Genomic DNA, 12,315 nt, shown 5'->3' on the forward strand with positions numbered 1-12,315 from the left:
GGTTCTAGGGTTATGTAGGGGTATAGCGTCCTATATAAAATGTTGGTATTATTGTTGATATCGAAGTACTTATATATGCTCAATACCAACAGGACTTATCAAAACGCCTTTAACTCATACCATCATCAACAAGCTAGCACCTAGCAGTACCTCTATTGATACCAAGCAACTTAATAAGCACAGCGACGGCAACTAGCTAAAATTGTAAGCACACTATAGCGGTGTTCTATTTTAATAGTTTTTTATGCGTATATGAACATCCGCTACTTCAACTCAAAGTAGTGCAATAGGTACGAATTATTACGCAAGATCCTCTTCTTTAGCCATATAGCTTAATCGTACCTGTTGCGATTGTCTTGCGAGGTCGTTGAGAATCCTTTACTAAACCATAAGTTATCTTGTACTCCGCCATTCTCATTGGCTGCTACAACATGACGAGCCGCTTTAGCATAGACATCGTTGGATGCACTTGAGAAAACCTGCCACTCAGCCCAACGCTTTAAAACGTAAACCGCCTTCGGCACATGCTCATCCAGACTGTCGGTGGCAGATTTTAGAGTTTGCAGCCACCAAGCTTTTTGTTCGTCACTTAATTGATATCCAATAGCTTGTTCTATACCTCTATTTGCGCCCCATTCCTCAAGTGATGTAAGGCTATCTTTTATTCCGGGGTTGCCTTGAACTACGATAGTAGCCACTAGCGCTCTAAACCAATAACCCAATGCATTTCTCTGCGCATTTTCATCAAGATGTGGTAGTACAGATAAAACAGCGTGTAGACTCGTTAACCCATGCAGTATAAAAAATTCGTTGTTGCTGCTGCGTAAGGCACTCGCTGTAATAACGCTCAACTCTTCAACTGCTGTGGTCAAGTCATGCCCAATAGCTGGCAATCTAAGCGTCACCATCTCGTTGAGAAACAGCGACATCGGTTGTTGTGGATTATCAAAAGTGATCAATCGCTGCTGAAAACCACCTCTGTTCAGCTTTTTATAGTCTTGGGTTTTACTTAACGAATAGGCTGTTTCAGCCAGTTGCAGTATTCTGTCATCACCTAAGATCTGCTTAAGCGCTTGAATAGGGCAAGGTGCATCGGGTGACCAAAGCTGATGTTTGGTGTGGATTGAGCCAGTAGCCAGAGGTTGGAATGCGGTTGCCATGTAGGCTAACCCTTCAGCTGCCATATCAGTAGAGTCAATATCAACTGCCCAACCGAGGTGTATCGTGGCATGCAAGGCTGCACCAGCCATGCCTTCTGACAGCGCAGGGTAGTAGCGCTTAAGGCATGCGCTTAAGCCTAGCTCTGCTATTTTTTTATCAAAAAAATCACGATACAAAGGAAAAGCAATCCGAATAGACTGCAAATTGTTCAACCAGTTGGCATCGGTTATTTCTGTGTAGTCTATTGGGTTATTGCGAGGCGCTTCTAGCTTATTTGCAGTGCTGATAGATATTGTGGCAGTAGCTTCAGTGGTTTTGTTGGCAGCTTTGTTAGTATAAACATCCTCCCACCACTGCATTTTTTCCTGGTTAGCACCAGCAGCATCTAACGCAATCCAATTGTGGGTGATGTGATTTGATAGATAGCCTCCATATTCAATGTGCCAATTTCTGCCGCGCTTGAGCCATTCATGTAGGTATTTAGAATAATTGGGCGTTGAGTAAAATGTCATATGAATTCTCTAGTTCGTGATAAGTACATAAAAAAAAGACACTTATAGCACTATTTAGCGTCATGATAAAAACATCATAATATTTTTAAAATATCTTAAAAATATGTCAATAACATTCATAGTAATGGACGGTTACGTCCATATCAAATAGTTTTACATGGAAGTGCTTTAATTAGTAGATGGGATAGAGGAAGTTTGGTCTTAACCAAATGACGTTATGTCTGAGCGAAAAATAAAGCCAGTAGCTGCTAGCTTCTCAATTAAATAAAACCTTTATGAAAAATTTGCAAGTATTGATAAGCAAAAAGAAGCCAGCAACTAAGTCACTGGCTTCTTTATTAACATTAAAGCAGATGATCCTAAAGATTACTCTTCAGAATAATCTTCTTCGCTGTCAGCTTCTTCTACTTGGTCATCGCCATCTTCAGAAAGAATAGTGACTAGAATAGTAGCAACAACGTCATGATGTAACTGGATATCAACGTTATATTCGCCAACTTGACGTAGTGCGCCTTCTGGAAGCTTAACTTCAGAACGGTCAACTTCTAAGCCTGAATTGGTTAACGCTTCAGCGATATCACGAGTACCGATAGAACCAAATAGCTTGCCTTCGTCGCCTGATTTAGCACGCATGATGACGTTAACATCTGTTAATGCGTCAGCACGTTCTTGGGCAGCATTAAGCTCTACAGCTTCTTCAGCTTCAAGTTCAGCACGACGTGTTTCGAACTTTTCAATGTTCGCTTTAGTCGCAGGCAATGCTTTGCCATGAGGGATAAGAAAGTTACGTCCGTAACCTGGTTTAACATCGACAGTTTCACCGAGTTTACCAAGGTTGACGATACGTTGTAACAAAATAATTTGCATGTGTCACTCCTAGATAATCGTCAATTACTGATGATTGTCAGTATACGGAAGTAGCGAAAGATAACGAGCTTGCTTGATAGCAGTCGCTAATTGACGCTGATATTTGGTAGATGTACCGGTAATACGGCTTGGTACGATTTTGCCATTTTCACTGATATACTGTTTGAGCAATTCAACATCTTTATAATCGATGTGAGTGATGCCTTCAGCAGTGAAACGGCAGAATTTGCGACGGCGATAGAAACGTGCCATGAGTATTCTCCTTTAATTAGTCTTCACTGTTGTCGTTGTTGTCGTCGTTATTATCGTCACTGTCGTTTTCATTACGACTGTCTGGACGACGGCTAGTAGCTTTGCGTGCACGTTTTTCATCGGCATTCTTAGCTAACTGCGACTCTTCAGTGATAGCATCGTCACGGCGCATAACTAGGCTACGAATGATCGCGTCGTTATAACGGAATAATTCTTCAAGTTCAGCTAAAGTCTCACCGTCAGTTTCTATGTTGAATAGAAGGTAATGAGCTTTATGAATCTTGTTGATTGGGTAAGCCAGTTGACGACGGCCCCAGTCTTCTAGACGATGAATAAGACCATTGTTGTCTTGAACTAACTTAATGTAGCGTTCAACCATGCCGACCACTTGGTCGCTTTGGTCTGGGTGTACAATTAACACCACTTCGTAATGTCGCATATGGACTCCTTACGGATTAGTAGCTATCAACCCTATGTTAATAGCAAGGAGATCTATAAAGTAAGCCTTATCTCAAATAGAATAACGAACAAAAATTAGGAGACAAGCTTATTTTATAAAGCGCCATATTATAACAGTAACTGCGCGCCAACACAAAGGCTAATCAGGGTGTAGTTGTTTATAAAAAGATAAGTATAAATAAAGACTTTTAAATAAATGGTTATGACTAAATGACCGCAAACAAAAAAGCAACGACTGAGCGCTGCTTTTTATAATGGTTATATTATTTGTTTCAAACAGCCGTATTCATAAATTATTTTACTTTTGGCTGTTTGATCAATTGACTGCTGTCTGCTTTCACCACCAATGTTTTGGCTAACTTATCGTGCCAACCAATACTTTCAGGGCTCTTAGAGGCCATATAATAATGAATGGCAATGACTACAAAGCCTAAAAAGCTAGTGAAGGAGAAGAGTAAATTGTAAATTACAAACAGCACCAGAGTACGCATACCGATCAGTTTAATTAAAGACGGTAGACGATGGGTAGTCTGATCCACCACTCGAATCCCTGTAATCAGCTTACCTAATGATTGACCGCGCAGCGTGATAAATACTAGCTGTAGGGCAAACAGACCAAAGACCAAAATCTGCGACACCATTAGCGTGGCGCTTGGCAGGCTCTCCATTAGTGTCATTGAGTACTGATATGCGGCATCCATATTTTGGATGTCTTGAAATTTAGAGTAGTCCACATCCATCTTGGTTAAGGCCATCACGAGCGGAAAAATTGCTAATAAATACATGAGGGCGTTAATTGCGGTGGCTAATATTCGTGACATGATAGGCGCCAGTACCATGCTGCCCACTACTTTATCTTTGGCGGTAGTAGGTTTTTTAGTACCAGTCTTGTTCAATGACACATTGTTATGCGGCGTTTGATGACGGTTGCTGGTCATGTCGGCTTTGCCACTTTTAGCGTCAGGTTTTGGACGTTCAGGTTTGCCGTATAATCTATCAATAGATACATCTTTGGCACCTTGACTACTATTAGTATCAGCATCTTCAGGGAAAACAGTGACATTGTTAATAATAGAATCGTTAGGCGCAGCACTGCCTACCGGACGATAGGTATATTGGTTACCGGTTAAGTTCCCAAGACGCTGCCATTGATCTAAGCCGTCATGCCAGACCAAATCCTCTAGGGTCACTTCACCGGATTTCAGCATGATATTGAGCTGATCCAAATCATAAGGACCGGCTTGTACATTATTTCGAGCAAGGAAAATCTGCATAGTTGCCTGTATAGTTAGTCATATCTTAAGTCATTGTATAATAAACCAATTATCAACCTGTTACTACGTGAGACTCACTTAATATATCAGCGTTGACAAGCAAGCTAAAATTTCCGCTGGTCTGTCATGTACTGGTTATATATTTGCTTCACTATAATAGGGTCTGCTAGACAGTTAACAAAATGTATTGTCCATATCAAACAGACCCTAATGACAAAGTTTATTACGCCAGTGTGTTATTGCCTATTACTGTGGCAGCTTAGGCCGTTTACTTTACTTCTTCACCTGCTAAGAAGAACCAAGTATCAAGTACTGAGTCAGGGTTTAATGACACTGAGCTGATACCTTGTTCCATGAGCCACAAAGCAAGATCAGGATGGTCTGATGGACCTTGACCGCAGATACCGACGTATTTGTCAGCTTTGCGACAAGCATCAATCGCCATAGATAGTAGCTTTTTAACCGCTGGATCACGTTCATCAAATAAATGTGAGACGATACCCGAGTCGCGGTCAAGGCCTAATGTTAACTGGGTTAAATCGTTAGAGCCGATTGAGAAGCCATCGAAGTGTTCTAGGAACTCTTCTGCAAGCAAGCAGTTAGTTGGTAGCTCACACATCATGATGATGCGTAGACCATTTTCGCCACGTTTAAGACCATTTTTCTCAAGTATTTCAATTACTTGTGCCGCTTCATCAACGGTACGGACGAATGGAATCATTATCTCAACGTTCGTTAGACCCATGTCATCACGGACACGTTTAAGGGCTTTACATTCAAGCTCAAAGCAGTCGCGGAAGTTGTCAGAGACGTAGCGGCTTGCACCACGGAAGCCTAGCATTGGGTTCTCTTCTGAGGGCTCGTATAATTTACCACCCAGCAAGTTAGCATATTCGTTTGATTTAAAGTCTGACATACGAACGATTACAGGCTGATCCATAAAAGCGACGGCTAGAGTTGAGATACCTTCAACCAATTTATCAACATAGAAGTCAACGGGTGAGGCGTAACCTGCAATGCGCTCATTAATCGCTTGAGCGACTTCACGTGGCAAGCTATTCATATTCAATAGCGCCTTTGGATGCACACCAATCATACGGTTGATAATAAATTCTAGACGGGCAAGACCAATACCTTCATTTGGCATTTGGGTAAATGAGAACGCACGATCTGGGTTACCAACGTTCATCATGATTTTGAATGCTAAGTCTGGCATAGACTCAATAGAGTTGGTCTGTATTTCAAAATCAATTTGGCTTTCATAAATAAAGCCAGTATCACCTTCAGCACAAGAAACGGTAACGTCTTGACCGTCAACTAATAACTCAGTGGCATTACCACAACCAACGATAGCGGGTACACCAAGTTCACGAGCGATAATCGCCGCGTGACAGGTACGACCACCACGGTTAGTGATGATGGCTGACGCGCGCTTCATGACTGGTTCCCAATCCGGATCAGTCATATCAGAGACTAACACGTCGCCTTCTTGTACTTTGTCCATTTCATTTAAGTTATCAACGATACGCACTTTACCCGCGCCGATACGTTGACCGATTGAACGACCTTCGCACAATATTTTAGCGCCAGTGGTATTGATTACATAGCGTTCCATAACATTGCTGTCTTGGCGGCTCTTAACGGTTTCTGGACGGGCTTGAACGATAAATATTTCATTGGTGTCGCCGTCTTTTGCCCACTCAATATCCATCGCTTGACCATAGTGCTTTTCGATTGTCATCGCTTGCTTGGCAAGTGAAGTCAGCTCTTCAGTTGATAAAGAGAACTGCATGCGCTCTTGCTTCTCAACGTCAACGACTTTGACAGATTTAGCGGTACTGCCTTCATCGCCATAAATCATTTTCTTTTGCTTGCTACCTAGATTGCGACGAATAACTGCAGGCTTGCCATTAGCTAACAGCTGTTTTGAGATGTAGAATTCATCTGGGTTAACTGCGCCTTGCACAACCATTTCACCTAAGCCATAGCTTGAAGTGATAAACACCACTTGATCAAAGCCGCTCTCAGTATCTAGCGTAAACATAACGCCCGCAGCGCCAGTTTCTGAGCGTACCATACGCTGAACTGCTGCAGACAAAGCAACGCCTTCGTGCTCAAAGCCTTTATGGACTCGATAAGAAATAGCTCGGTCATTATATAATGAGGCAAATACTTCTTTTATAGCGATAAGAACGTTATCAATACCGCGGATGTTCAGATATGTTTCTTGCTGACCGGCAAATGAGGCATCTGGCAAATCTTCAGCAGTCGCAGAAGAGCGCACAGCAACAGCAATATCCTTGCCATCACTCATTTCCTCGAATGATTTGCGAACTTCTTGCTCTAAATCCTTTGGTAACTCTTGTTCGATAATCCAGTTACGGATTTTTTTACCAGTAGCCGCCAGCTTAGTAACGTCATTGACGTCTAACTCTCTAAGCTCGCTGTTGATTTTGTCAAGTAGACCGGTATCAGTCAAAAAGCGATTAAAAGCATTTGAGGTAGTGGCAAAGCCGCCTGGGACACTAACACCCAAATCAGATAGATGGCTGATCATCTCGCCAAGCGAGGCGTTCTTACCACCAACCGTATCAACATCGTTTTTTCCTAGCTGATCAAGATTGATTACAAGTGTTGAAGATTGCGCTGCCATGATAACTCCAAGAAATAAGGTTATTTAGTAAGGATTATAACGCTAAATTATACCGCTATATTAGGACAATTTCGAGAGCTGAACCGAAAAACTTGTGAAAAAGATACAAATTGTAGAGTATGGTGATAACCGACCCAGACAACGGCCGATAAGTATGTAATATAAAACGGCAATAACGCCTTAGATATTCCTCTAAGTGATAGCTCTAGATATCACACGTAATATTTAATGCTATAGAAGATAGCACAAAAAACCGGAGTTGCAAGCCAGTATTGTTGCTAGCCAGTTATGCTAACATTGATACCTATTGGGCGTCTATTATGCGTATAATGTAGGGTAAAATATCAAGTGCGCAATGACGCTTATAACGATCAAATGCAGGTACGATGCCGCCGCTTAACGAGCGATTACTAAGGCTACTATTATTCCATAGGGCATTATTTATCCTGCTAGGATCTTGATTATGGAACTAATGGACATCATAACAACAAGCAGTGAAAACAAGTAAAACAATAGCTGCTGTTATTATTATTCACAACGATGATTATCTACAACTATCACTCATATATAGCGGTCTACGATGACCCGCCTAAATGATATTGTAACGTCCAAAATAACTACGCAACGAAGATACTGAGGCAACAAAAAGTCAAGACCGCCTTGCAGCATTGTTTATAACATTACGGTTCATCTTATTATTACTTATCTATTTCAGTATCATCTATCTTATCAACACCCATCATAGCGCGCTACTATCGAGGTCTTTACACTATGTACGCTAACAATCCATCTGAACAAGACAAATCCACTATCCAAAATCGCCATGCCTTGAGTTTAGACAACTCCCAGACGATAAGAAGCGCGTTTTTTATCTCTGATGGCACTGCTATTACTGCTGAGACTCTTGGCCGCTCTATTTTGAGTCAGTTTGCTTCTGTACCTTTTGAAACTCGGGTATTGCCATATGTGGATAGCTTGGAGCGCGCTGAAGATGCGGTAGAGCAAATCAATATGGCGTACCAACGTGATGGTTTGCTGCCACTGGTATTTGATACCATTGTTAATCCTGATATTCGCGAAAAAGTAAATTCGGCGCATGGCTGTAATTTGGATATGTATGAGGGATTAATCGGGCGTATCGCCGAAGAAACCGGTATTGAGCCTGATGCAGACTCAGGTCATGCACATGATAATGTCGACTCTGAAACCTATAAAGAACGTATTGATGCGGTACATTTCGCGTTAGATAATGATGATGGCGCGCGTACCCGTCATTATAGTGCGGCAGACATTATTCTTATTGGGGTCTCACGCTCAGGCAAAACACCAACGTCATTATATTTAGCCTTGCAATTTGGTATTCGCGCTGCTAACTACCCGCTGACTGAAGACGACCTGTATGACAATCAGTTGCCTAAGGCGCTACGTGAACATAAAGACAAGCTGTTCGGTCTTATCATCGACACTGATCGCTTAGTAAAAATTCGTCAAGAACGCCGTGCGGGCAGTCGCTATTCGAGCTATCAGCAGTGTCAGCAAGAACAGCGAGCGATACAAGGCATCTATACCTCGCAAGGTATTCCAAGTCTTGATGTCTCTGAGATGTCAGTTGAAGAGATTGCCACGCGAATTTTGCAGATGACTGGGTTAAAGCGTCGTATTGGTTAAGGTTATACGAGATTGATGGGGCACTGAATATTGCAAAACATCTAACCACAACGTATGGTGGGCTCGCTTGAATAGCCTGTTAGCAGCACACAAAAATACTCTAGCAAACCATAAATAAATCAATAAATAGCCAAACTATACAATAAACCAATAAGTAATGAGAACACCATGGGAAAAAAAGGTAAAGACGACACCACTAACGATACTGGTGAAGATATTCATACTGACGTTTCTAACAAAGACAGTGGCAGCGCGCCGGTGACCACGCCTGAACGCACCAAAGATGAAGACAAGAAAGAACAAATTGAGCAAACGCATGAGCAAGTGACTGACGACTTCATACATCATCCTGATTTGGTCAATCCGCTCGATGATACGCGTATCGATATCAAGTCGGGCTTTAGTAAAGACTCAAAACGTATAAAAGATGACCAGCATGAGTTTGAATACGATGCCGTGGTATTAGGTGCCGGTCCTGCTGGCGAAGCGGCAGCAATGAAGCTGGCTAAGTCTGGCAAAAAAGTAGTGGTGGTTGATCCGCGCGAGCAAGTTGGTGGTAACTGTACTCATGTTGGTACGATTCCGAGTAAAGCGCTGCGTCAATCGGTATTTAACTTGATCAACTTTCGCCGCGATCAGATGTTTACTAAAGCGATGGACTATCATCAAGTACCATTGAACATTGTACTTGCTAAAGCACGTCAAGTGATACGTCAGCAAGTCAGTACTCACACACGCTTTTACGAGCGTAACCAAATAGAAGTTATTCATGGCTGGGCAAATTTCGTCGATAAAAATACCTTACGGATTGAAATCAGCGAAAATACCTTTGAAACCATTACTTTTAATAAAGCCATTATTACGGTAGGTAGTCGCCCTTATCGTCCTGATATTCTGGACTTTGATCATCCTCGGGTGTTTGACTCTGATAAAATCCTTCAAATGGATTATGTCATCAAAAAGATTATTATTTATGGCGCGGGTGTGATTGGCTGTGAATACGCGTCTATCTTTACCGGTCTGGGCTATAAAGTGGATCTTATTAATAACCAAGACCAGTTATTGAATTATCTCGACAGTGAGATTAGTGACGCTATTGCTCATGACTTTAGACAGTTTGGGGTGGTTATTCGTAGTAATGAAGAGATTGATCATTTAGAGACTCATGATGACTGTGTTATCTTGCATTTAAAAAGTGGTAAGAAAATTAAATCAGATGCTATTTTATGGTCAAATGGGCGCTCAGGTAACACAGAAGGTCTAAATTTAGAAGCAGTTGGTCTAAAAGCTAATGGTCGTGGCCAGTTAAAAATAGACGACACCTATCGTACTGAGGTTGAGAATATTCATGCGGCTGGTGATGTTATCGGTTGGCCATCACTGGCTTCTGCCGCCTATGATCAAGGACGCTGTGCTGCAGCATTTATGGTCGGCGATAGTGATGCTGAATTTGTTTCCAGTGTTCCGACCGGTATTTATACCATTCCTGAAATATCATGTATTGGTAAGACTGAGCAAGAACTGACTGATGCCAAAGTCCCCTATGAAGTGGGTCAAGCTTTCTTTAAACACCTAGCACGTGCGCAAATCATTGGTGAACGTTCTGGGGTCTTAAAAATATTATTCCATCGTGAGACCCTTGAGGTTCTAGGCATTCATTGCTACGGCAATCATGCTTCAGAAATTATTCACATTGGGCAGGCGGTGATGAAGTGTAATGCTACCCTTGAGTACTTTGTGAACACCACCTTTAATTATCCAACCATGGCAGAAGCCTATCGGGTAGCTGCATTAAATGGCTTAAACCGGGTATTTTAATAAGCTATAAATAGGAAGTGTGTGGTAATAAAAAAGCGTCTGTATAATATACAGGCGCTTTTTTTTGCCTATTTATACTTCGGTGACAGCTATAGTCAATGAAAAGTAATATCGATACATAACCTACTGCTGGCGTAAGTTTTTAGTACCGTCGCGTTTTTAAGGTATTTTAACTATATTTGGTTGAGCTGTGCAGAAGTATTAATACCGAGAGTGGTTGGTACTAGCCAGCGTACGACTTGTAATGCTGCGGGCAGTTGGTCTGCCGGCCAAGGATAACCACTTAAGAAGAATATTAGTAGCGAGCTAAAAATTAAAATTTGCATACCGCGTTCGCGTTGACGGAACCACAGCCCAATAATGACCAACAGCGTCAGGATAGATTCTTTATTACGGCCAATTTTTTCGCAGATGTGGCTGCTGATTTAACGCGATCATAATCAGGCGCTATTTGCTCTACGCTACCAGTTTCAACTGCATTAGATGTTTGCTCGTTATCAAGAGTATCTGATGGGTCTAATTCTTTAGTGTTATCAGAGTCATTATCAGAGTCATTATCAGAGTCATTATCAGATTCATTGTGAGGTTCGGACATAACAGCAGGTTTCCCAAAGCAGTAGAGGAGACAATAAAGGGCTAATTTAATCGTTTAACGAGCTGTTCAAGGATATATTCAAATAGCATCAGCATCAGCATCAGCATCAGCATCAGCACTTGCTAAGAGTTCAGAGTTAAAAACAGCACCAAGCGCCACAATAAACGCCGAATAATAAAGCCACAGCATTATCACTACGGCAGCTGAAAGCGCACCAAATTCAGCGCTATAGTTATTAAAGTTTTGTACATAGATTGAGAACACAATAGACAATACAATCCAAAGCACGGTTGCCAAGGTAGCCCCTGGTATTAGTTTTTTGAAACGTACTGTTTCGCGGTTTGGCGCAAAACGATAAAGGCCTAGAAAACTAAAGAATATGATGATCGCCAATATAGGCCATCTGCTCCAAAGCGCAATCGTCTTTGCTATCTGCGGAAAAGGAAAATACGCAGCTATTAAAGGAATGGCAGCAATTGATGCCAGCGCTATGATAAATATGACCAGTGCTGCAAAAGTCAGACCAATTGCGCGGATGAGCCCTTGTATAAAATTTCGCTCTTGAGTGATATTAAAGGCAAGGTTTATGAGGATAATTAAGTATTTGATACCACGAGAGCCTGCATAAAGTGCCAACGATGTTGAGATGATTAGACTGTAAGTCAGGCGTGATGTGGTGTTAGCAACCAGCTCACTCAAGCGTGCATCAATGACGTCATATACTGTTGGAGGCATGAATGGGCGCAGAAACGAGATTTGTGTTGCCATTTCAGCAGGTGAAAAGGCCAAACCATAAATCAGTACAAATACGGCCATTATTGGAAAAATAGATAAAAAACCAAAAAATCCTACGCTGGCGCAATGTGCCCAAACATTAGAGTTGTTAGTATTTCGCCATGTTTTGAGTATAAGGTGTTGCCACTTTGCTGCTTGAGTAGGGTTATTCAGAGTAGATTTATTCATAGCATAGCCATTTAGTAGTGAGCGCTTTATTCAGTTGTCTTCGATATGATTAATATCATCGTTTTTACAAGCATTATTCTTTGCATAATGTCG

The 12,315-nt window shown here is 41.7% G+C and carries 11 protein-coding genes; 2 read left to right on the forward strand and 9 right to left on the reverse strand.

Translation table 11 applies throughout. The features are described from left to right. Nucleotides 1–332: 332 nt before the first annotated feature. The 6 genes from RCH20_RS06270 to ppsA all read right to left on the reverse strand — a co-directional run bounded on the left by RCH20_RS06270 (nucleotide 333) and on the right by ppsA (nucleotide 7,178). Complete coding sequence (locus RCH20_RS06270; RefSeq protein WP_327192963.1) at nucleotides 333–1,673, reverse strand: questin oxidase family protein; 1,341 nt, start codon at nucleotides 1,671–1,673, stop codon at nucleotides 333–335. Between the two features lie 366 nt (nucleotides 1,674–2,039). Beyond that, a complete protein-coding gene (rplI, locus tag RCH20_RS06275) occupies nucleotides 2,040–2,540 on the reverse strand; it encodes a 50S ribosomal protein L9 (RefSeq protein WP_209957920.1) in 501 nt (166 codons plus the stop codon). Nucleotides 2,541–2,564: 24 nt separating this feature from the next. Continuing rightward, entirely contained in the window at nucleotides 2,565–2,792 is a 228-nt protein-coding gene (rpsR, locus tag RCH20_RS06280) for a 30S ribosomal protein S18 (RefSeq protein WP_209957918.1), read from the reverse strand. Nucleotides 2,793–2,808: 16 nt separating this feature from the next. Next, nucleotides 2,809–3,231 carry a 30S ribosomal protein S6 gene (gene rpsF, locus RCH20_RS06285; RefSeq protein WP_209957917.1) on the reverse strand — a complete coding sequence of 141 codons (423 nt, stop codon included), beginning with the start codon at nucleotides 3,229–3,231 and terminating at the stop codon, nucleotides 2,809–2,811. Between the two features lie 313 nt (nucleotides 3,232–3,544). After that, nucleotides 3,545–4,525 (reverse strand): RDD family protein, encoded by a 981-nt coding sequence (locus RCH20_RS06290; RefSeq protein WP_327192964.1) that lies wholly within the window; start codon nucleotides 4,523–4,525, stop codon nucleotides 3,545–3,547. Between the two features lie 268 nt (nucleotides 4,526–4,793). Then, a complete protein-coding gene (gene ppsA, locus RCH20_RS06295) occupies nucleotides 4,794–7,178 on the reverse strand; it encodes a phosphoenolpyruvate synthase (protein WP_209957915.1) in 2,385 nt (794 codons plus the stop codon). Between the two features lie 771 nt (nucleotides 7,179–7,949). On the opposite strand from ppsA, the gene ppsR reads away from it, so the two are divergent. Both ppsR and sthA read left to right on the forward strand, forming a co-directional pair. After that, entirely contained in the window at nucleotides 7,950–8,846 is an 897-nt protein-coding gene (ppsR, locus tag RCH20_RS06300) for a posphoenolpyruvate synthetase regulatory kinase/phosphorylase PpsR (protein ID WP_327192965.1), read from the forward strand. Nucleotides 8,847–9,014: 168 nt separating this feature from the next. Further along, entirely contained in the window at nucleotides 9,015–10,664 is a 1,650-nt protein-coding gene (sthA, locus tag RCH20_RS06305) for a Si-specific NAD(P)(+) transhydrogenase (protein WP_327192966.1), read from the forward strand. Between the two features lie 173 nt (nucleotides 10,665–10,837). Here the strand turns inward: sthA and RCH20_RS06310 are convergent, their stop codons facing one another. The 3 genes from RCH20_RS06310 to RCH20_RS06320 all read right to left on the reverse strand — a co-directional run bounded on the left by RCH20_RS06310 (nucleotide 10,838) and on the right by RCH20_RS06320 (nucleotide 12,222). Next, nucleotides 10,838–11,032, reverse strand: coding sequence for an ABC transporter permease (locus RCH20_RS06310; protein ID WP_442793104.1), 195 nt, complete (start codon nucleotides 11,030–11,032; stop codon nucleotides 10,838–10,840). Nucleotides 11,033–11,037: 5 nt separating this feature from the next. Beyond that, a complete protein-coding gene (locus RCH20_RS06315; protein ID WP_327192968.1) occupies nucleotides 11,038–11,259 on the reverse strand; it encodes a hypothetical protein in 222 nt (73 codons plus the stop codon). A gap of 78 nt (nucleotides 11,260–11,337) precedes the next feature. Continuing rightward, on the reverse strand, nucleotides 11,338–12,222 hold the full coding sequence (locus RCH20_RS06320; protein WP_327192969.1) for a YihY/virulence factor BrkB family protein: 885 nt from the start codon (nucleotides 12,220–12,222) through the stop codon (nucleotides 11,338–11,340). Nucleotides 12,223–12,315 lie beyond the last annotated feature (93 nt).

It is taken from the genome of Psychrobacter sp. PL15 (assembly GCF_035984995.1).
Taxonomy (GTDB): domain Bacteria; phylum Pseudomonadota; class Gammaproteobacteria; order Pseudomonadales; family Moraxellaceae; genus Psychrobacter.

Excerpts from the sequence above, each read along its gene's own strand:
- RCH20_RS06270 (WP_327192963.1), bottom strand. The coding sequence starts at position 1,673 with ATGACATTTTACTCAACGCCCAATTATTCTAAATACCTACATGAATGG.
- rplI (WP_209957920.1), bottom strand. The coding sequence starts at position 2,540 with ATGCAAATTATTTTGTTACAACGTATCGTCAACCTTGGTAAACTCGGT.
- rpsR (WP_209957918.1), bottom strand. The coding sequence starts at position 2,792 with ATGGCACGTTTCTATCGCCGTCGCAAATTCTGCCGTTTCACTGCTGAA.
- rpsF (WP_209957917.1), bottom strand. The coding sequence starts at position 3,231 with ATGCGACATTACGAAGTGGTGTTAATTGTACACCCAGACCAAAGCGAC.
- RCH20_RS06290 (WP_327192964.1), bottom strand. The coding sequence starts at position 4,525 with ATGCAGATTTTCCTTGCTCGAAATAATGTACAAGCCGGTCCTTATGAT.
- ppsA (WP_209957915.1), bottom strand. The coding sequence starts at position 7,178 with ATGGCAGCGCAATCTTCAACACTTGTAATCAATCTTGATCAGCTAGGA.
- ppsR (WP_327192965.1), top strand. The coding sequence starts at position 7,950 with ATGTACGCTAACAATCCATCTGAACAAGACAAATCCACTATCCAAAAT.
- sthA (WP_327192966.1), top strand. The coding sequence starts at position 9,015 with ATGGGAAAAAAAGGTAAAGACGACACCACTAACGATACTGGTGAAGAT.
- RCH20_RS06315 (WP_327192968.1), bottom strand. The coding sequence starts at position 11,259 with ATGTCCGAACCTCACAATGAATCTGATAATGACTCTGATAATGACTCT.
- RCH20_RS06320 (WP_327192969.1), bottom strand. The coding sequence starts at position 12,222 with ATGAATAAATCTACTCTGAATAACCCTACTCAAGCAGCAAAGTGGCAA.